At 73.6% G+C, this 19,933-nt stretch carries 18 protein-coding genes; 3 read left to right on the plus strand and 15 right to left on the minus strand.

Features of this window, described 5'->3' with window-relative positions:
- Window positions 1-2 precede the first annotated feature (2 nt).
- The 9 genes from QUY26_RS05580 to QUY26_RS05620 form a co-directional block, all read right to left on the minus strand.
- Window positions 3-593 (minus strand): GNAT family N-acetyltransferase, encoded by a 591-nt coding sequence (locus QUY26_RS05580; RefSeq protein WP_289943993.1) that lies wholly within the window; start codon window positions 591-593, stop codon window positions 3-5.
- The gene (locus QUY26_RS05585) at window positions 590-1,204 is read right to left on the minus strand and encodes a helix-turn-helix domain-containing protein (RefSeq protein ID WP_289943994.1); all 615 of its coding nucleotides are present in this window, start codon (window positions 1,202-1,204) and stop codon (window positions 590-592) included. Before QUY26_RS05585 ends, QUY26_RS05580 begins: the two co-directional genes overlap by 4 nt.
- Before the next feature lie 59 nt (window positions 1,205-1,263).
- Window positions 1,264-2,097 (minus strand): ABC transporter ATP-binding protein, encoded by an 834-nt coding sequence (locus QUY26_RS05590; protein WP_289943995.1) that lies wholly within the window; start codon window positions 2,095-2,097, stop codon window positions 1,264-1,266.
- 92 nt (window positions 2,098-2,189) lie between these two features.
- Complete coding sequence (locus tag QUY26_RS05595) at window positions 2,190-3,224, minus strand: ABC transporter substrate-binding protein (protein ID WP_289943996.1); 1,035 nt, start codon at window positions 3,222-3,224, stop codon at window positions 2,190-2,192.
- Window positions 3,225-3,243: 19 nt separating this feature from the next.
- The gene (locus QUY26_RS05600) at window positions 3,244-4,110 is read right to left on the minus strand and encodes an ABC transporter permease (protein ID WP_289943997.1); all 867 of its coding nucleotides are present in this window, start codon (window positions 4,108-4,110) and stop codon (window positions 3,244-3,246) included.
- A 247-nt stretch (window positions 4,111-4,357) separates the two neighbouring features.
- The gene (locus QUY26_RS05605; RefSeq protein WP_289943998.1) at window positions 4,358-5,257 is read right to left on the minus strand and encodes a LysR family transcriptional regulator; all 900 of its coding nucleotides are present in this window, start codon (window positions 5,255-5,257) and stop codon (window positions 4,358-4,360) included.
- 185 nt (window positions 5,258-5,442) lie between these two features.
- A complete protein-coding gene (locus QUY26_RS05610; RefSeq protein WP_289943999.1) occupies window positions 5,443-6,645 on the minus strand; it encodes a glycine C-acetyltransferase in 1,203 nt (400 codons plus the stop codon).
- 122 nt (window positions 6,646-6,767) lie between these two features.
- Window positions 6,768-7,796 carry an L-threonine 3-dehydrogenase gene (tdh, locus tag QUY26_RS05615; protein WP_289944000.1) on the minus strand — a complete coding sequence of 343 codons (1,029 nt, stop codon included), beginning with the start codon at window positions 7,794-7,796 and terminating at the stop codon, window positions 6,768-6,770.
- Window positions 7,797-8,000: 204 nt separating this feature from the next.
- Window positions 8,001-9,185 carry a Gfo/Idh/MocA family protein gene (locus tag QUY26_RS05620; RefSeq protein WP_289944001.1) on the minus strand — a complete coding sequence of 395 codons (1,185 nt, stop codon included), beginning with the start codon at window positions 9,183-9,185 and terminating at the stop codon, window positions 8,001-8,003.
- Window positions 9,186-9,409: 224 nt separating this feature from the next.
- Between QUY26_RS05620 and QUY26_RS05625 the strand changes: the two genes are divergently transcribed.
- Complete coding sequence (locus tag QUY26_RS05625) at window positions 9,410-11,338, plus strand: DUF2264 domain-containing protein (protein ID WP_289944002.1); 1,929 nt, start codon at window positions 9,410-9,412, stop codon at window positions 11,336-11,338.
- A gap of 124 nt (window positions 11,339-11,462) precedes the next feature.
- Here the strand turns inward: QUY26_RS05625 and QUY26_RS05630 are convergent, their stop codons facing one another.
- From QUY26_RS05630 to QUY26_RS05655, 6 genes are all read right to left on the minus strand, one after another.
- Window positions 11,463-12,086 carry a GAF domain-containing protein gene (locus tag QUY26_RS05630; RefSeq protein WP_289944003.1) on the minus strand — a complete coding sequence of 208 codons (624 nt, stop codon included), beginning with the start codon at window positions 12,084-12,086 and terminating at the stop codon, window positions 11,463-11,465.
- Window positions 12,087-12,102: 16 nt separating this feature from the next.
- On the minus strand, window positions 12,103-12,702 hold the full coding sequence (locus tag QUY26_RS05635; protein ID WP_030357053.1) for a GTP-binding protein: 600 nt from the start codon (window positions 12,700-12,702) through the stop codon (window positions 12,103-12,105).
- Window positions 12,680-13,051: a DUF742 domain-containing protein gene (locus QUY26_RS05640; RefSeq protein ID WP_289944004.1), complete on the minus strand. Its 372-nt coding sequence runs from the start codon at window positions 13,049-13,051 to the stop codon at window positions 12,680-12,682. Before QUY26_RS05640 ends, QUY26_RS05635 begins: the two co-directional genes overlap by 23 nt.
- 2 nt (window positions 13,052-13,053) lie before the next feature.
- On the minus strand, window positions 13,054-13,488 hold the full coding sequence (locus QUY26_RS05645) for a roadblock/LC7 domain-containing protein (protein ID WP_030357202.1): 435 nt from the start codon (window positions 13,486-13,488) through the stop codon (window positions 13,054-13,056).
- Between the two features lie 182 nt (window positions 13,489-13,670).
- Window positions 13,671-15,872: a sensor histidine kinase gene (locus QUY26_RS05650; protein WP_289944005.1), complete on the minus strand. Its 2,202-nt coding sequence runs from the start codon at window positions 15,870-15,872 to the stop codon at window positions 13,671-13,673.
- A 552-nt stretch (window positions 15,873-16,424) separates the two neighbouring features.
- Window positions 16,425-17,621 (minus strand): MBL fold metallo-hydrolase, encoded by a 1,197-nt coding sequence (locus QUY26_RS05655; RefSeq protein ID WP_289944006.1) that lies wholly within the window; start codon window positions 17,619-17,621, stop codon window positions 16,425-16,427.
- A 228-nt stretch (window positions 17,622-17,849) separates the two neighbouring features.
- Here QUY26_RS05655 and QUY26_RS05660 point away from each other — a divergent pair, with 228 nt between their 5' ends.
- Together QUY26_RS05660 and QUY26_RS05665 are read left to right on the plus strand one after the other, a co-directional pair.
- Complete coding sequence (locus QUY26_RS05660; RefSeq protein WP_289944007.1) at window positions 17,850-18,428, plus strand: carboxymuconolactone decarboxylase family protein; 579 nt, start codon at window positions 17,850-17,852, stop codon at window positions 18,426-18,428.
- Window positions 18,429-18,620: 192 nt separating this feature from the next.
- Complete coding sequence (locus tag QUY26_RS05665; RefSeq protein WP_289944008.1) at window positions 18,621-19,865, plus strand: Glu/Leu/Phe/Val dehydrogenase dimerization domain-containing protein; 1,245 nt, start codon at window positions 18,621-18,623, stop codon at window positions 19,863-19,865.
- The last annotated feature ends 68 nt before the right edge of the window (window positions 19,866-19,933 follow it).

The raw sequence follows: 19,933 nt of genomic DNA on the forward strand, positions 1-19,933 counted from the left end.
GCCTACGGCCGGCGCGCCCGGTCCGCCCGGCCGACCTGGTCCAGGGCCCCGTCCGGGCCCTGGACCAGGCTCTTGTAGAAGAAGGTGCTGGCGCGCGGCACTCCGGCCGGGTCCGCCGCGTGGTCCGGTACGACGCCGACGCGGGTCCAGCCCGCCGAGACGTACAGGGTCTCGGCGGGGCTGTCCGTCTCGGTGTCCAGGAGCAGCAGCGTCCTGCCCGCCCGCACGGCCTCCCGTTCGGCGAGCGCGAGCAGGGCCCGGCCGAGGCCCCGGCCGCGCGCCTCGCGGTGGACGAGGAGCTTCACGAGTTCGGCGCGGTGGCGGGCGTTGGGCTTGTCGGCGAAGGCGAGGCTCACGGTGGCGGTGACGCGGTCGGCCTCACGGACGGCCCAGGTCGCGCGGCGGCCGGCGGCCACGTCCGGTGCCCGGTCGCGCCACCAGCGCGCGGCGCTGTCGCTGTCGAGTCCGGTGAGGAACCCGATGGACGCCCCGTCGTCCACCGCGTCGATCAGGAGGTCCCCCAGTTCACCGGCCAGTGACGTGAGTCGCTCGGCCGTCAGTCGCTCGGCGCGCGGCTCCGGGGTCGTGGTCACGGCGCCACCACCAGCAGCGCGTAGCGCACGGGCCGTTCGCCTCCGCACCGGAAGCGGGTGGCCCCCCACACCCGGAACCGCAGGCAGTCGCCCGTGGCCAGCCGGTGCGGTTCGGCGCCCACCGTCACGTCGAGGTCGCCGTCGAGCACCCAGACGTGCTGTTCGAGTCCGGGTACGGGCGGCCGGTCGTAGGCCAGGTCCGCGCCGGGCGTGAGGGTGCCCTCGACCACTTCGCCGCGCAGGCCCGCGTGCGGCGGCGAGACGGACCGCCGTGCGAAGCCGGACGCCTCGTCCGTCCACACGGCCTGCTCGGCGGCGCGCACGAGCCGCGCGGGTTCGGCCTCGACCTCGCTGAGCAGCTGCGACATGGTGCGGCCGTAGGCGCCGCAGAGGCGGTTCAGGATCGCTGCCGTCGGGCTGATCTCGCCGCGCTCGGCCCGCGAGAGCGTCGACCGGCTGACCCCGCTGCGCTCGGCCAACTCCCCGAGGGACCAGCCGTGTTCGGCCCGCAGCCCGGACAGGCGGGTGGCGAGCCGGGCGTCCACGTCTGTGTCGGCGGCCGGGTTCCTGTGCGCGGGTGAGGAGACCAGCCCGCCATCATCATGTCCCATATTCGGGATGCTATCCCACATGCGGGATAGTGCGCCTCCCCCGGCCCCGGGGAGATCCCTCAGTCGTGCGCCCCCGCCGCCCCGAGCAGTTCCCTGATCCGCCCGGTCGCCTCGCGGAACCCGGCCGACGCCAGCGTGGCCGCGTAGGCCCGTTCCCGTGGCAGTGCGACGTCGACGACCTCGGTCACCGTGCCCGGGCGCGGGCTCATCACCACGACACGGTCGGCCAGGTAGACGGCCTCGGGGATGGAGTGGGTGACCAGGAGGACCGTCGTGCCGGTCTCGCGCCAGATGCGGTGCAGTTCGACGTTCATCTGCTCGCGGGTGAGCGCGTCGAGGGCGCCGAACGGCTCGTCCATGAGCAGCACGGGCGGCTCGTGCAGCAACGCGCGGCACAGCGCGACCCGCTGCTGCATGCCGCCCGACAGCTCGTGCGGGTAGGCGTCCTCGAAGCCGTCGAGGCCGGTCATGCGGATCAGTTCGTCGGCCCGGGCGCGGGCCGCGGGCGCGGGCAGACCGCGCATCTCCGCCTGGAGCAGGATGTTGCGGCGGGCCGAGCGCCAGTCGAGGAGGGCGGCGCGCTGGAAGACGTAGCCGATGTCGCGGCGCGGTCCGCGCACCGGCTCGCCGCCGAGCACCGCCTCGCCCGCCGACGGCGCGAGCAGCCCGGCGACCAGCTTCAGGAGCGTGGACTTGCCGCATCCCGAAGGGCCGACGATGGCGACGAACTCGCCGCGCGGCACGTCGAGGGTGACGTCGGTGAGCGCGGTGACGTCCTTGCGCTTCGTGCGGAAGCGCACGCAGACGCCGTCGAGGCGGACGGCGGGCACGGTGGCGGTCCGGCCGGGCGCCGCGTCGGACTTGTTCAGTGCCGTGTCGTTCACGGTCGTCATCTCCTGCCTCCGGCATCGGCGTTCGTCGTCGTCGGCCTCGCTTCAGCGTTCGCCATCGCCCGCCCCACTGCCCCCGGGCGCCGCCGGGCGCTTCATCCCTCGACCCCGTTGGCCGCGTCCCAGTACTCGGCGACCGGCTTCGGGCTCTTGACCATGCCCGCCTCCGCGAACACGTCGATGGTCTGCTTCCAGTCGGCCTCGGTGTTGGCGCCGGGCGCCTTGCCCCGGGTCGCGTCCGTGTGGAGCAGCGTCAGGGTGGTCCTGAACTGCTCGGCGAGGACCTCGCGCGGCGGCAGTTGCTCGGACGCGCCCTCCATCGCGGCGACCGCGGGCCCCGGGGACTTCTCGGCGGCCGCCCAGGACTCGCTGACGGCCGCGGTCATGCGCTTGGCCAGGTCGCCGCCGCGCCGCAGGGTCTTGGTCCCCGCGATCAGGCCATTGGAGTAGAAGTTCAGGCCGTGCTCGGAGAAGCGCAGGTAGGAGACGTCCTTCTTGGCCTTGTTCCGCATGATCGGGCCCTGGTCGCTGGCGTAGCCGAGGAGGGCGTCCGTCCGGCCCGAGATCACCGCGGCGATCTTGCCCGCCGGGTCGGTGTTCTGGACCTGCACGTCGTCCAGCTCCATGCCGTTCTTCTGCAGGAAGATGGGGAAGGTCTGGGTGAGGGCGTCGCCCGCGGTGCCCGCGACGGTCTTGCCCTTGAGGTCGGCGGGCCCGTCGATGCCCTTTGCGTCGAAGGACTGCACGGACGCGGGCGTGGTCTGGAGGTAGACGCCGAGGCTCTTGACCTTGACGCCCCGGTCGACGCCCGCGAGCACGGCCGGGGTGTCGGCCCAGCCGAAGTCGGTGCGTCCCGTGCCCGTCGCCTGCACGGTCTTCTGGGAGCCCTGACCTGCCCGTATGTCCAGGTCGATGCCGTGCTTCTCGAAGATCTCGCGCTGCTTGCCGTAGTAGAACGGCGCGTGCTCGCCGTACGGATACCAGTTGAGGGTGAGCGTCACCTTGTCCAGCTTCTCGCCGGAGTCGCTGACGGTGGTCTTGTCGTCCCCGCCGCAGGCCGTCGCGGTGACGGTGACCAGGAGCAGCGGGACGAGGCCGGTGAGGAGTCGGTTTCTGCGCGTCGCTTGCATGGGGTCGGCCCTTCTCGCGTCAGAGCGTGATGGTGGCGGCGGTGTCGCGGCGGGACGCGTGCCAGGGCAGGAGCAGCTTCTCGGCGATCTCCACGAGGACGAAGAGGACGACGCCGATGAGCGACATCACGAGCAGCCCGGCGAACAGCATCGGGGTGTCGAGGTTGCCGTTGGCCTGCAGGATGACGTAGCCGAGGCCTTCGTTCGCGCCGACGAACTCGCCCACGACGGCGCCGGTCACCGCCAGCGTGACGGCGACCTTCAGACCGGAGAACAGGTGCGGCAGCGAGGCCGGGAAGCGGATCTTCAGGAAGGTCTGCCAGGGCCGGGCGCCCATGGTGGCGGAGAGCTGGAGCATCTCCGGGTCCACGGCCTTCAGCCCGGTCACCATCGAGATCACCACGGGGAAGAACGCGATCAGGACGGCGATCAGGACCTTCGGCCCGATGCCGAAGCCGAGCCAGACGACGAACAGCGGCGCGATGGCGATCTTCGGCACAACCTGGGCGAAGAGCAGGATCGGATAGAGGGTCTTCTCGACGGTCGTGGAGTACACCATCACGACGGCGCTGAGGATGCCCACGCCGACGGCGATGACGAAGCCGAGCAGGGTCTCGTACGTGGTGACCCAGCCGTGCTCCCACAGATAGCCGGGCTTGTCCACGATCACGTCGAGGGTGGCGCCGGGAGTGGGCAGCAGATACGACTCGACCCAGCCGGCGGCGGCGATCACCCACCAGGCGCCGAAGCACACGAGCAGCAGGGCGAGCGGCCGCCAGGTCCTCTCGGCCGCGTCGAGGGCGCGGCGGCGCGGGCCCGGCCGGGTGCGCTCGGCGACACCCGCCGCTTGTTTCGGGGCAGTACGGGACAGGACGCGCTGACTCACGGTGGACTCCCCGGAACGTCGGCGAAAGTCGTCAGGGCTACCTCGAGTTGCTGCCGGAACCGCCTCGCGAAAGCGCCTCACGCTCCTCGCGCGCGGCACGCACACCAGGCGCTCCGCACGTTTCAGAAAGCGCTTTCTGACACGGTGTCCGCCACGCTAATGACTCGCCGACCACAGGGTCAATACGTCGTTGCGAAGTTCCGAACGCGGAATTCCGGGGGCGCGGCGGGGCGGGGGCCGCCGGGGCCTACTGCGCCGCGTCGCCGAGGGCGCCGAGGACCGGGGCGATCAGCGGATGCGTCTCCGCGCCGCGCCGCACGGCCGCGAACACCCGCCGTGTGGGCGTGATCCCGTCCACCGGCCGGACCACGGCCCCCGCCATGTCCATCCCGCGCAGCGCGGACCGCGGTACTAGGGCGACGCCCGCTCCCGCCGATGCCAGCGCGACGACGGCGCGGAAGTCGTCCGACGTGTGCTCGAGGACCGGCTGGAACCCGGCCTGTTCGCAGGCGAGGACCACCACGTCGTGGCAGGGGTTGCCCGGGAACGGGCCGATCCACGGGTCCTTCGCCAGCTCGGCGAGCGGCACCCGCTCGCTGTCGGCGGCCCGGTGGCCGACGGGCAGGACCGCGTCGAACGGCTCGGCGTACAGCGGCACCCGCGTGAGTCGTGAGTCGTCCGCACCGGGCGCGCCCCGGTACTCCACGGCCACCGCGACGTCCACCTGCCGGTCGAGGACCATCGGCAGGCTCGCGTCGCCCTCGGCGTCCTGCACCCGGACGCGGATGCCGGGGGCGCTGTCCGCGAGACGGGCCAGGGCGGGGGCGACGACGAGTCCGATGCCGGTCGCGAACGACGCCAGCGTCACCGTGCCCGCGCTGCCCGCGTCGTACGCGGCCAGCTCGGCCTCGGCGCGTTCCAGCTGGGCCAGCACGGCGTTCGTGTGGGCCAGCAGGATCTCGCCCGCGGGCGTCAGCCGGACGCCCCGCGCGGAGCGCTCGACCAGGCGGTGGCCCGTCTCCTGCTCCAGGGCTGTGAGCTGCTGCGATACGGCGGACGGGGTGAGGTAGAGGGCGGCGGCCGCTGCGGTGACGGTGCGGTGGTCGGCCACCGCGCGGAGGATGTGCAGCCGACGCGCTTCGATCATGCGCACATTGTCCCACCACGGCCCGCACACGGGGCTGCGCCCCTGGCCCCCCATCGGCGCTCCGCGCCTCGTCCTCACACGCCGGACGGGCTTTCCTCCACCCACCCGCCCGGACTCGCACCACGCGGCGGAGCCGCGCATGGACACAGCCGGAGAAGGGGCGGGACCGGGGCGCCCCGCGAGGGCTAGGACCCCGCCAGCTCCGCCCGCGCCGCGACGAACGCCTCCACCGCCCGGTTCACGTCCTCCGTGGAGTGCGCGGCGGACAGCTGCACCCGGATGCGGGCCTGCCCCTGCGGCACGACGGGGTAGGAGAAGCCGATGACGTACACGCCGCGCTCCAGGAGGAGCTCGGCCATGCGTCCGGCCACGGCGGCGTCGCCGATCATGACGGGCGCGATGGCGTGGTCGCCGGGCAGGATGTCGAAGCCGGCCTCGGTCATCCGGGACCGGAACAGCGCGGTGTTGGCCGCGAGCCGCTCCCGCAGGTCCCCCGCGGACTCCAGCAGGTCGAGCACCTTGAGGGAGGCGGCCGCGATCACCGGGGCGAGGGTGTTGGAGAACAGGTAGGGGCGCGAGCGCTGGCGCAGCAGGGCGACGATCTCGGCGCGCGCGGCCACGTACCCGCCGGAGGCACCGCCGAGCGCCTTGCCGAGCGTGCCGGTGATGATGTCGACGCGGTCCATGACGCCGTGCAGCTCGGGCGTGCCCCGGCCGCCGGGGCCGACGAAGCCGACGGCGTGCGAGTCGTCGACCATGACCATGGCGTCGTACCGCTCGGCGAGGTCGCAGATGTCCGCGAGCGGGGCGACGTAGCCGTCCATGGAGAACACGCCGTCGGTGACGATCAGCTTGCGCCGGGCGCCGCCCTCGGTGGCCTCCTTCAGCTGCTTCTCCAGGTCGGCCATGTCGCGGTTGGCGTACCGGAAACGGCGGGCCTTGGACAGGCGGATGCCGTCGATGATGGAGGCGTGGTTGAGGGCGTCGGAGATGACCGCGTCCTCGGCGCCGAGGAGGGTCTCGAAGACGCCGCCGTTGGCGTCGAAGCAGGAGGAGTAGAGGATCGTGTCCTCCTGGCCGAGGAAGGACGAGAGCCGGGCCTCCAGCTCCTTGTGCACCTCCTGGGTGCCGCAGATGAAGCGCACGGACGCCATGCCGTAGCCCCAGCGGTCGAGCGCCGCGTGGGCGGCGGCGACGACCTCGGGGTGGTCGGCGAGGCCGAGGTAGTTGTTGGCGCAGAAGTTCAGCACGTCGCCGGGTCGGCCCCCCGCGGTGACGGAGACCGTCGCGGACTGCGGGGTGCCGATGACGCGCTCGGGCTTGTGCAGACCGGCGGCGCGGATCTCTTCGAGGTCGGCGGCGAGGGCGTCGCGTACGGAGTCGAACATCAAGGTGTCCTTCGGGAGTGCGGAGGGTGGGTGGAGCCAGGGACCGGGCCGACCGGTCCGGGGCCCAGGTCATCCGGGCCGGGGCTCAGGCGGTCCGGTGCGCGGACGGTCCGGACCGGGGCTCAGACGGTCCAGTCGAGGATGACCTTGCCGCCGCGGCCGCTCGCCGCGTCGTCGAAGGCCTCTTGGAAGTCGCGGTACCCGTAGCGTCCCGTGATCACGGGTGCGAGGTCGAGACCGCCTTCGAGCAGCACCGACATGGCGTACCAGGTCTCGAACATCTCGCGGCCGTAGATGCCCTTGATGGTGATCATCGACGTGACGACGCGGGACCAGTCGACGGCGAACTCCTCGGCGGGCAGGCCGAGCATGGCGATCTTGCCGCCGTGGGTCATGTTGGCGACCATGTCGCGCATCGCGCGCGGGTTGCCGGACATCTCCAGGCCGACGTCGAAGCCCTCGCGCAGGCCCAGTTCGCGCTGGCCGTCGGCGATCGTCGACTCGGCGACGTTGAGGGCGAGGCTGACGCCGGCCTTGCGGGCGAGCTGCAGACGCTCCTCGCTGACGTCGGTGATGACGACGTGACGGGCGCCCGCGTGCCGGGCGACGGCGGCGGCCATCAGGCCGATCGGACCCGCGCCGGTGATCAGTACGTCCTCGCCGACCAGCGGGAAGGAGAGCGCCGTGTGCACGGCGTTGCCGAACGGGTCGAAGATCGCCGCGACGTCGAGGTCGACCTGCACCCGGTGCACCCACACGTTCGAGGCGGGCAGCGCGACGTACTCCGCGAACGCCCCGTCGCGGCCGACGCCGAGGCCGACCGTCGCGCGGCACAGGTGGCGGCGCCCGGCCAGGCAGTTGCGGCACTTGCCGCACACCAGGTGGCCCTCGCCGCTGACCAGGTCCCCGGCCTTGATGTCGGCGACGTCCCTGCCGGTGGCGACGACCTCGCCGACGAACTCGTGGCCGACGACCAGCGGCGTCTTGATGGTCTGCTGGGCCCAGCCGTCCCAGGCCCGGATGTGCAGATCGGTGCCGCAGATCCCGGTGCGCAACACCTTGATCAGGACGTCGCCGGGGCCCACCTCGGGCTCGGGGACGTCCATCAGCCGGAGACCCGGCTCTGCCTTCTCCTTGACCAGCGCTTTCACGCGTCGGCTCCTGTCGTGCGTCTGGGGGGTGCCGGCGGCCCGTACAGCTCCTGTACATCCCGTACCGGTGACCCGCACCGGTCGCGCACCGACGCACAGCAATCTTCCGTACCTCGCCGCGCGGGTCCATCGAGGATTTCTTAATCGCGGCCGCAGCTTTCCTTCAGACCGCAGGCAGGTCGCGCCTTCCCGCCTCCGGACGGACTAGCGCGACTGCCCCCGATCGAAGTAGGCGACCAGCTCCGGGTCGAGCTCCGGCACCGGGCGCGGCGCGCCGCCGTCCCGCAGCGACTCGGTGGCCCGCGCGCCCGCCGCGACGGCCATCCGCGCGGCCACCGGCGAGGTGTCGGTGGCACCGCCGTCCCGCGCGAACCGCACGAACTCGTCGACGAGCAGCGGATCCGCGCCGCCGTGCCCCGCTTCGTCCTCGGCGTCCGGCACCGGATACTCGGCGTCGCCCCGCTCCCGGTGCGCCGACCTCCCGCTGTTCCACACCTTCACCACGCCGCCGGGTCCGTCGCCGAAGTTCTCCAGCCGGCCCGCGTCACCGATGACCGTGTAGTTGCGCCAGTAGTCGGGGGTGAAGTGGCACTGTTGGTAGGCGGCGAGAACGCCGTTGTCCAGGCGCATGTTGACCAGCGACACGTCCTCGACGTCGATCACGGGGTTGAGGGCGCGCTGGGTGTGCGGCGGCCAGTGGCCGTCCTCGGTGTACCAGTCGTCGGCCTTGGGCTCGCCCGGGGCGCGGCGGTGCGGGTTGTCGCCGTAGACCATGAGGTCGCCGAGCGCCTGCACCCGTTGGGCGTAGCCGCCCGCCAGCCAGTGCAGCACGTCGATGTCGTGGGCGGCCTTCTGGAGCAACAGGCCGGTGGTGTACCGCCGTTCGGCGTGCCAGTCCTTGAAGTACCAGTCGCCGCCGTAGCCCACGAAGTGGCGCACCCACACCGTCTTGACCGTGCCGATCTCGCCGCGCCCGATGATGTCGCGCATCAGCCGGACCACGGGCATGTGACGCATGTTGTGCCCGACGTAGAGGCGGGTGCCGCTCTCGTACGCGGCCCGCAGGATCGCGTCGCACCCCTCGACGTCGATGGCGAGGGGCTTCTCCACGAACACGGGCTTGCCCGCGCGCAGCGCCTCACAGGTCAGTTCGGCGTGTGTGTGGTCGGGGGTGAGGATCATCAGGGCGTCGACGTCGCGGTCCTCGGTGACCTTGCGGTGACCGGCGGAGATCCGCGCGCCGGGGAAGGCGAGGGCGGCGGCGGTGCGGGCGGCCGGGTCGTGGTCGGCGAGCGCGGTGACGCGGGAGCCCGCGCCGGGCCGGTGGGCGGTGCGGGCGAGGGAGCCGCGCAGGCCGTAGCCGAGCACGCCGAGACGGAGGTCGGTCATGAGGTGCCTTTCGGGTGCGTGGATGCCGTACAGGGCCGTACAGGGCTGTCGGAGCCGTCGGAGCCGTCGAACAGAAAACGCTTGCTACCCGATTCATGCGCTGCTCACAGTCACCCCCCTGCACTTCTTCCCTCACAGCCTCTGGCGTACAGCCTCGCCGCAGTACACGCTTGCTGTCCACGGCGTATCGCACTCCCCGCCCCTCCGATCCGAGGATCCCCGCCATGACTCCGCACCGCCCCGCTCCGCCCCACCTCGCGCTCCCGCCCGCCGACCGGGTCCGCTCGCCGCTCACCGGCTGGACCCGCGCGCACTGGGAGGCGCTCGCCGACCGGCAGCTCCAGGCTCTGATGCCGTACGCGACGCCGCGGTTCGCGCAGTACCGGCTGCCGGGGCGCGGGAGTTGGTCGGGAGTGGTGTCGGACGGGCTCGAGGGCTTCGCGCGGTCGTTCCTGCTGGCCTCGTTCCGGATCGCGGGAGCGGGCGGCGACGTGGACCCCGCGCTCGTGGAGCGCTACGCGCTGGGTCTGGAGGCGGGCACGGACCGGGACGGCGGGACGGGCGGCGGCGAGGCCTGGCCCGAACTCACCGACTGCTCCCAGCAGATGGTGGAGGCCGCGTCCATCGCGATCGGGCTGCACGAGACCCGGCCGTGGCTCTGGGACCGCCTGGACACCAGGGTGCGCGAGCACGTCGTCGACTGGCTCTCGGGCTTCGTCGGCGCCCGCACCTGGGACAACAACTGGCGGCTCTTCCAGGTCGTGGCCGAGCAGTTCCTCGCCTCGGTGGGCGCGCCGTACCGGCAGGCCGACATCGACGGCGGCCTGGACCGTGTCGACGACTGGTACCGCGGCGACGGCTGGTACAGCGACGGCGACGGCCGCAACTACGACTACTACGTCGGCTGGGCCCTGCACCTGTACCCCCTGCTGTGGGCGCGGATGGCGGGCCCCGAGCACGACGGCGGGCGCGGCGCGGTGTACCGCGAGCGCCTCGGCCGGTTCCTCGCCGCGTACCCGCACTTCTTCGGCGCCGACGGCGCGCCCGTGCACCAGGGCCGCTCCCTCACCTACCGCTTCGCCGCGACCGCGCCCGTGTGGATGGGCGCCCTCGCGGGCTGCTCGCCGCTCGCGCCCGGACTGACCCGTCGCCTCGCCTCCGGCACGGCACGGCACTTCGTGGAGCGCGGTGTCCCGGACGAGCGGGGGCTGCTGCCGCTCGGCTGGTACGGCACCCATCTGCCGTCCACGCAGGCCTACTCGGGGCCGGCGTCACCGTACTGGGCGAGCAAGGGCTTCCTCGGTCTGCTCCTGCCCGCCGACCACCCGGTGTGGACCGACCGTGAACTCCCCCTGCCCGTCGAGGAGTCCGACCAGTTCACGGCGCTGCCCCGTCCCGGCTGGCTGTTGCACGGCACCCGCCACGACGGCATCGTCCGCCTGGTCAACCACGGCAGCGACCACCACCCCGCGACGGACGCCGAGGGCCCCGCGACGGACGACCCGCACTACGCCAAGTTCGCCTACTCCTCCGCGACGGCCCCCGAGACCGCCCCGCGCGCGTGGGAGCGCGCCGTGGACGGCCACCTGGCGCTCCTCGCCCCGGACGGCACCGCCTCGCGCCGCCGCCGCATCCACCCCCTGGCCTGCGCGGGCCGCGTCGCCTCCTCCCGCCACGACGCCTGCTTCCCCGGCACCGACGACACGTACCCGATCCTCACCACCAGCGCCCTGTACGGACCGTGGGAGATCCGCGCCCACCGGGTGCGGGCGCCCGCGGGCGCGGCGGTCCGCGAGGGCGGGTTCGCGGTGGCGGACGGGGAGCCGCCGCACGTCGAGCAGGGGCCTGGGTGGGCGCTCGCGCGTACGGAGGCGGGGCTGACGAGTGCCGTGGTGGGGCTGCACGGGTGGGGCGCCGGGCCGAAGGCGGCGGGCACGGTCCAGGAGGTCGAGGCCAACGCCTACGGGCCCCGCTCGGCCACGCCGTACCTGTTGGCCCGCGATCACCCGGGCGGAGCGAGCGTCCACGTCACCCTGGTCGTCCTCAGCCGTGACGAGGTGCGGCCGTGGGCCTTGAAGGAGGCGATCGGCTGCGTCGTGCGCGACGACACGGTGCGGGTCACGTTCCCCGACGGCGAAGAACTGGTGCTCTGACGGAGACGAGCGCTGAGGGGCACGTGCGCAGAGGGGCATGTGCGCTGAACGGCACGTGTGCTGAGGTCCCGGACTCCGCTGGGCTCGTGCGGTGCGATACGGCGCGGTCGCGGGCGCCGGGCGGTCACAGGGGGGCGTTCCCGTCCCCGTCGTCCTCGCGTCGCTGGATGCGTTCGGCGAGCTCCGTCGCCATCGCCTTGATCGTGTCGAGTCCGGCGCGCCCCCACGGCCGCGGTCGCACGTCCGCGACGCACACGGTGCCGAGCACCAGGCCCGTCCGGTCGGCGAGCGGCGCGCCCAGGTAGGACCGGATGCCGATCTCGTCGACGACGGGATTGCCCGCGAACCGCGGGTAGTCCCCCACGTCCTCGAGGGCCAGGGCCCGGCCGCGCACCACGACGTGCGGGCAGTAGCCGCGCTCGCGGCCCACGCGGCGGCCGACGACGCCGACCGGGGCCTCGGTCGCGTCGGAGTGCGGCTCGGTCGCGTCGGGGTACGGGTCGGCCGCGTCGGGGTACGGGTCGGCCGCGTCGGGCAGGTGCAGCCCGGCGAAGAACTGCTGATCCTCGTGGATGAAGTTGACCATCGCGTAGGGCGCGTCCATGACCCGCGCGAGCCGGTCGGCGAACGCGTCGAGTCCGGGCTCGGGCCGCTCCCCCAGGCCCAGTTCGCGCAGCCGTCGCACACGCGTCGGCGCCTGCTTGTCGACCGGGGTCAGCAGCAGCCGACCGGTCGCTTCGTACGTCATCGGCGTGCTCCAGGGGTCATGTCGTGCGGGCTCCGAAGGTGGGCGCGGCGGGTGCGTGGGCGAGCAGGTGGCGTACGAGGGTGAGGAGCGTCTGGATGCCGGAGCTGGAGATGCGGGCGTCGCAGCGGACGACCGGAACCTGCGGGTCGAGGTCGATGGCGGCGCGCACCTCCTCGGGCTCGTAGCGGTGGGCGCCGTCGAACTCGTTGATGGCGACGATGAACCCCATGCCGCGCTGCTCGAAGAAGTCGACGGCGGCGAAGCAGTCCTCCAGGCGGCGGGTGTCGGCGAGGACGACCGCGCCGAGCGCCCCCTCGGACAGCTCGTCCCACATGAACCAGAACCGCTCCTGGCCGGGTGTGCCGAACAGGTAGAGCACGTGCGCCGGGTCGAGGGTGATCCGGCCGAAGTCCATGGCGACGGTCGTCGTGGTCTTGTGCTCCACGCCCGCCAGGTCGTCGGTGCCCTCGCTGACCGTGGTGAGCAACTCCTCGGTGCTCAAGGGCGCGATCTCGCTGACCGCGCCCACGAAGGTGGTCTTGCCGACCCCGAACCCGCCCGCCACGAGGATCTTCAGCGCGGTGGGGAAGGCGTCAGAGCTGTCGTCGTAGTCCATCGAGCACTGCCTCCAACAGGGACCGGTCGGTCGGGTTGTGGTAGAAGTCCGGGGCTCTCGTGGTGATGGCCCCGCAGTCGACGAGGTCGGACAGGATCACCTTGGTCACCACCGCCGGCAGCTTCAGCTGGGCGGCGATCTCCGCGACCGACAAGGGCGCCTCGCACAGGCCGAGCGCGAGGGCGTGCTCGGGGCCCAGATCGCCGGACGGGACGGTGCCGGTCGTCCGCACCTGGGACAGCAGGTCGAGCTGCGCCGTCGGTCTGGTGCGCCCGCCGCTGACCGTGTAGGGGCGGATGAGCCGCCCCGCGGCGTCGTCGAGCCACGGCCCGTCGTGCGGGGGCCCCACGCTCAGTGCCTCATCGACGCGGGCTCGACAGCGGGCTGCCGGGGCGCTGTGACCAGGTAGGGGCGCACGCTCTTCACGAGCATCGCCATCTCGTACCCGAGCACCGCCGCGTCCGCGTCCCGCCCGGCGAGCACGGCAAGACAGGTGCCCGAGCCCGCCGTGGACACGAAGAGCAGCGTGGAGTCCAGCTCCACGACCACCTGCCGCACGTCCCCGCCGTCCCCGAACCGGACACCCGCGCTGCGCCCCAGCGAGTAGAGCCCCGAGGCGAGGGCCGCCATGTGGTCGGCGCTGTCCGGGTCGAGGCCGTGCACCGACTTCACGAGGCCGTCGCAGGAGAGCAGGACGGCACTGTGGGTGTGCGGGACACGCTGCACGAGGCCGCTCATCAGCCAGTCGAGATCGGATACCTGGCCGGTCGGCGCATCGCTCGCCATGGTGGATCGACTCCTTGAGGTACGGGGGTTCTCGAAGTTCTCGAGGTCTGCTGGGGCAGACGGGGCGGGGGTGGTGCGGTCGGTCGCCCTGATCGGCGCGGCGGGGGCGTACGGAGCGGCCGGGGCGGCGCGCGCCCGCGGCGCGCCCGGCGCCCTCGGCGCGGTCCGCGCGGGCGCCGCGGTCAGCCGCCCTGGTCAACGCGGCCTGCTCGGTCGGCGGTCGCGGTGGGGCCGGGCCCGGGGTTCGTCCCGGCAGCGCCGTCCCGGGGCACGTCGCGGACCTCGGCGGCCTGGGCGAGGCCGATGCCGCGCTGGAAGGCGGCCATCAAGCCGGGGTCGTGGCCGACGTGTTCGTCGTCCGCGCGCGGGGCCCGGGCGTCGCGCAGCTGGGGTGCCAGGTGTTCCTGGGCGCGGCGCTTGGGCAACTGCGGTCTGCCGACCCGGCCGCGGACCGCGCCGTTGCGGGGCAGCGGCGGGGTGGCGGTGTGCTCGATGGCGCTCTGCCGGTCCTCGGGCCGGATTCCCGGAACGGCCTCGGCGGGGGTGGGCCGGTCGCCGCGGGGGCCCCGGACGGGCAGGGGGCCGGGCTGGGTGGTGGCGCCGGGGCCGGTGGGGTTCGTGGCGCCCGGGGTGCCGTTGGCGCCGGCGTGCCCGTACCGCGGGGCGGGGGGCGTGTGTGGTGTGTGGGACGTGTGGGGTGCAGCTGCGCCGGGTTCCTGGGGCGTGCCGGTCTCTTGGAGGCCGAGGGGGTCGTGGGACTGGTAGGGGTGGTCAGACTGAAGAGGCTGGTGGGGGGCGAGGGATTCCTGGGGAGTGTGGGTTTCCTGGTACGAGGGTGAGTGCTGCTGGGCGGGGGGCTGCGGCTGGGCGGAGGTCTGCGGGGTGTGGCGCCGGGCGGAGTGGCGGGGCTGCGCGGAGTGCCGGGGCCGGGAGGTGGTCGACGCCGGGTTCCCGGCGGGGTCCGGGGCGGACGCGGAGGGGTTGGCGGTGGCCGGGGGCGGGGTGGGGGTGGAGGCGGGGCCCGCGTAGCCCGAGGCGGCCTGCCGGGGCCCCGGCACGAGGCCGCTCACCCCACCGCTCGCGCCCGCGCCACCCGTACCACCCACACCGCTGGCGCCACCCGCACCGCTGACACCGCCCGCTCCACCGCGAGCGGCCGAAGGCACGTCCTCCTGCTCGGCGCCGAGGAGGCCCTGCGGCAGGATCAGGACGGCCTGCACACCGCCGTAGATGTTGGTCTGGAGGCGTACCGCGATGCCGTGCCTGCGGGCGAGCGCGGCGACCACGAAGAGGCCGATGCGCCCGTCCTGGAGCAGGCTGGCGACGTTGACCTGGTCGGGGTCGGCGAGCAGTTGGTTCATCCGGGCCTGTTCGGCGAGCGGCATGCCGAGGCCGCGGTCCTCCACCTCGACGGCGAGCCCGGCGGTCACGAGGTTGGCGCGCAGCAGGACTTGGGTGTGCGGGGCGGAGAACACGGTGGCGTTCTCGACGAGTTCGGCGAGCAGGTGGATGACGTCGGCGACGGCGTGCCCGCGCAGGGTGCCGTCGATCGGCGGCACCAGCTTGACCCGGGAGTACTGCTCGACCTCGGCGATCGAGGACCGCAGCACCTCCGTCATGGTCACCGGCCTGCTCCACTGGCGCCGGGACATGGCGCCGCCGAGCACGGCCAGGTTCTCCGCGTGCCGCCGGATGCGGGTGGCCAGGTGGTCGATGTGGAAGAGGCCCTTGAGGAGTTCGGGGTCCTCGACGGTGTTCTCCAGGTCGTCGAGGAGCGAGATCTCGCGGTGCACGAGGGACTGGAGCCGCCGGGCGAGGTTCACGAAGACCTCGACCTTCTGCTCGCTGCCCGCCTGGCTGGAGAGCTGCGCCGCCTGCACGACGGCGGTGACGGCGCCGTCGTGCGCGCGGGAAAGCTCCTCGGCGAGGGAGCCGAACTCGTCCCCCTCGGCCACGGGCCGCGCGGGCGGCTGCCCGGGCGCGGGCGGGGCTTCGCCCCGGCGCAGTTGTTCGACGAGTTCGCGCAGGTCGGCCTGGCCGCGTACGGAGGCGCGGCGGAGCGCGCCGACGCGGTCCCGCACGGACCGCGCGGCCCGCTCGGCGGCCACCGCGGCGATCACGACGCTGGCGAGGCCCAGCAGCGCGGCGGCGCCGAGCACGGCGAGCAGGGGCAGCCGGGGCCGGGCCTCGGTGTCCCGGATCAGGAAGAGCACGGCCGCGCTGCCGCACAGGCCGACGGCGACGGCGGGCAGCACGGCGATGCGCAGGAGCTGGGGCCGTATGCGCGCCTCGGGCAGCGGTGGCGCGGCGCTCCTGGCGGGCCTGCCGTGCCGGCCGCTCTCCCGGCGGTCTGCGCGTGCTGCCGGTGCGCGAAGGTGAGACATCTGCGTCCTCGGTACGTGCGGGCGAGACGTCGCGGCGGTCCGCCGCGGCACCTCGTCGATGGCATCGCGATGCCGGCCGGCAGGCCGTGATGTGATCCCTGCGTCGCCCGACGGCCACACACGGTAGTCGTCACCGCATCAAGTGCGGTGGGCAGTTGACAAACTCCGGCAGCAGGGGTCCCGCTCTGGTATGACGCGTCGCACGGCTGCGCGAAAACGCTCGTACGGGTGCGCGAGAAACGGCACGGATGTCCACTCCTGGGCGGGCAGGAGGCGCAGGGCGGGCAGGAAGCCGGAGGCCTTGGGGCGGGCACGAAACCGCAGGGACGCAGGGACGCAGGGCGGGCAAACCCGGGGCGGCGTCCCAGGTGACCGGCTCTGCGGGCCCTGCGGTCCTATGGCCCTATGGCCCGATGGTCCTGTGCCCCTGTGGCCCTGTGCCCCTGTGGCCCTGTGCCCCTGTGGCCCTGTGGCCCTGTGGCCCTGTGGCCCCACGGCCCTGTGGTCAGCCGACGTCCGGCGCGGTCCGCTCGCTGGCACCGGCCTCCGCGGTCAGCCGACCTCCGCGACCTCGTGCCCCGGCGCGTTCGGCGTCGTCGGCTTCTTCCGGCCGCACGTCCTCGCGGCGCCGGCCGTGGCCTCCTGCGGCGCCCGGGCGACCGCGCGCCACCAGGGGGCCTCGGGCCTGGCGTCGGACGAGGGCTCGAAGGGCTCGCCGGGGATCGGCAGGGCGACGGCGGTGTCCGCGGCGCGGGCGGCGGCGAGGGTGCCCTCGCCGGGCTCCGACCAGGGGTGCGGCGCGAGGTTGAACGTGCCCCAGTGGATGGGCAGCAGGACGCCGTGCGGGGTGCCGCCCTGGAGGTCCAGGTGGGCGCGAACGCCTTCCTCGGGACGCATGTGGATGTCGGGCCAGAAGTCCGCGTAGGCGCCGATCTGGATCATCGTGGCGTCGAACGGGCCGTGCTGGGCGCCGATGTCCGCGAAGCCGGGGAAGTAGCCGGTGTCGCCGCTGTGGAAGACCCGGTGCTCGGGGCCGCGCACGGCCCAGGACGCCCACAGCGTGTGCTGCTGGTTGCGCAGGCCGCGCCCGCAGAAGTGCCGCGCGGGTGTCGCCGTCAGGGTCAGGCCGCCGACGTCCGTGGACTCGTGCCAGTCGAGCTCGCGCAGCCGGTCCGCGGGCACGCCCCAGCGCTCCAGGTGGGCGCCGACGCCGAGCGGCACCGCGAACACCGTGTCCGTACCGGCGAGCGCCTTGATGCTGGGCAGGTCCAGATGGTCGTAGTGGTCGTGGGAGATCACGACGGCGTCGACGGGACCGAGCGCCGCGAGCGGCACCGGCACCGGGTGCAGCCGCTTCGGCCCGGCGAAGGCGAACGGCGAGCACCGGTCGCCCCACACGGGGTCGAAGAGCACCCGGCGTCCGTCGATCTCGGCGAGGACGCTGGAGTGCCCCATCCAGGTGAGCCGCAGGCCGCTCGCCGGGGTCTTCGCGAGGTCGGCGAGCGTCGTCGCGTGCACCGGGATCGGCTCGGAGGGGGTGCGGCGGACCCGCTCCTCCTTGCGGAAGTAGATCTTGGCGAACTCGATGGCGGACCCGGACGGCCTGGTCCGGGCGCCCAGCGGGTTCTGGAACGAGCCGTTCGCGAAGTGGGGCGATCTCTGGATGCGCGCCAGCCGCTCCCCCGCGGGGTCCGCGCCGAAGGCGGCGGGCCGCAGGGAGCGGAGCCGGGAGCTCGAGAACCAGGACACGGCACCTCCAGAAACAGGATTGCTCAGGCTTCCCCCATTATGTGCACCACCTCCGGCAACGGCCGCCGGGGCCGGACCGGGCGCCACGGCCTCCGCCCGGCCGCCCCCGGCGGCCGTTCGCACCCGCCCTCGGGCCGCTCCGGGCCCCGATGTCACATCCGGCCGCCCTCGATCCGTCTCATCCACGAGACGGCGAGACCACGCCGCGCACGCACCGGAGGTGGCCCCATGGCCCGCATTTCACTCACCCCACCCCGCACTCTCTTCTTCCGCGCCATGGAGTGGTACTCGAAGCGCACCTACGGCAAGGTCCTCGACCCGGGCAAGGCGATGGCCCACAACCGCCGCGTCCTCTGGTCCTACCTGCGCTTCGAGCAGTCCGTCGCCAAGTACGGCAAGCTCGACGCCGACCTGAAGGCGCTGGCCGAGATGGCGTCGGCGGCGGCGATCGGCTGCTCCTGGTGCATGGACTTCGGCCACTGGGAGAGCCGACGGCGCGGCATGGATCCGCGCAAGCTGCGTGACGTACCGCTGTGGCGCGAGAGCGACGCCTACACGGCGCTGGAGCGGGACGTGATGGCGTACGCGGAGGCGATGACCGCGAATCCGCCGGAGGTCGACGACGAACTCGCCGCCCGGCTCCTCGGCCGCCTCGGCGAGGCCGCGTACGTGGAGCTGACCATGATGGTGGCCGTCGAGAACCTGCGCTCGCGGTTCAACTCCGCGATGGGGCTGACCAGTCAGGGCTTCAAGGAGTCCTGCGACCTGCGCGACGCACCCGCGGGGAAGTCCCGGCCCACGGTGTGAGCCGCCGGACCAGAAGGCCAGAAGGCCAGAGGGCCACGGGCCACGGGCCACGGGTCAAGGGGCCATGGTGTACTACTGACCACCGACTACTGATCGCCCAGTCAGTAGCAAGAAGTACGCCAGGCAGCGCACCGGCCGGTGGTGCCCCCGCAGGTGGGGGGCCGCCGTCGGCAGACCCGCAGGAGCCGCCCCATGTCCGCGTCCGCGACGCCGCAGTCCCCCGACTCCCCGCCCCTGCTGTCCCTCACCTGGACCGACCACGTCACCGGGCGTCGCGGCTTCCTGGTGGTCGACCGGCTGGTGCGCGGGGTGTGCAGCGGAGGCCTGCGGATGCGGCCGGGCTGCACCCTGGAGGAGGTCGCCGGGCTCGCGCGCGGGATGACGATGAAGGAGGCCCTGCACTACGACCCGCGGGCCCGCTACGTCCCGCTCGGCGGCGCCAAGGGCGGCATCGACTGCGATCCGCGGGACCCGGCGGCGTACGACGTGCTCGTGCGCTATCTGCGGGCGATGCGCCCCCACATCGCGGAGTTCTGGACCATGGGCGAGGATCTGGGGCTGACCCAGGACGTCGTCGACCGGGCCGCCGCCGAGGCCGGTCTGACCTCCTGCGTGCAGGCCGTCTACCCGCTCCTCGACGACGAGGCGGCCGCCCGGCGGCGCCTCGCGGACGCGTTCGCCGTCGAGGTCGACGGGGTCGGCCTCGACGCGCTGGTCGGGGGCTGCGGGGTCGCGGAGTCCGTGCTCACCGCGCTCGACGCGGCGGGCACGGACCCCGCCCGCGCGCGCGTGGCCGTGCAGGGGCTCGGCACCATGGGCGGTGCCACCGCCCGCTTCCTCTCCCGGGCCGGGCTCACGGTCGTGGCGGTGGCCGACATCAAGGGCACCGTCGCCAACCCCGACGGCCTGGACGTGGAGGCGCTCCTCGCCGCCCGCGACGCGTACGGCACCGTCGACCGCGCGGCGCTGCGCCCCGGCGACCGCGAGCTCCCCGACGACGCCTGGCTCTCGGCCGACGCGGAGGTGCTCGTACCGGCCGCCGTGTCGTACGCGATCGACACCGCCAACCAGGACCGGATCAGGGCCCGCTGGATCGCGGAGGCGGCCAACATGCCGGTGCGTGCGGACGCGGAGCGGCTGCTCACCGCGCGCGGCGTCGAGGTCCTGCCGGACGTGGTGGTCAACTCGGCGACGAACGCGTGGTGGTGGTGGACGCTGTTCGGCGACATCGGCACAGGCGCCGCGGCGGGAGCCGCCGGAACGGCCCTGGCCGACGAGGCCTTCGCGCACACCCGCCGCGCCATGCGGGCGCTGGTCGGGCAGGTGCTCGCGCGGGCGCGCAGGGACGGTACGACACCACGGGCCGCGGCACACGCCCTGGCCGCGGACCGCCTCCCGGAGATCACGGACCGCTTCGGCTGGTACGCGCCACGGTGACGCCCGCCGCGCGGCGGGCACCGCGCCCGCCGCGCATACGCCCTGCGAGACGCGCGTAGGTAGGGTGC

Origin of the sequence: Streptomyces flavofungini (assembly GCF_030388665.1) — a bacterium.
Taxonomy (GTDB): domain Bacteria; phylum Actinomycetota; class Actinomycetes; order Streptomycetales; family Streptomycetaceae; genus Streptomyces; species Streptomyces flavofungini_A.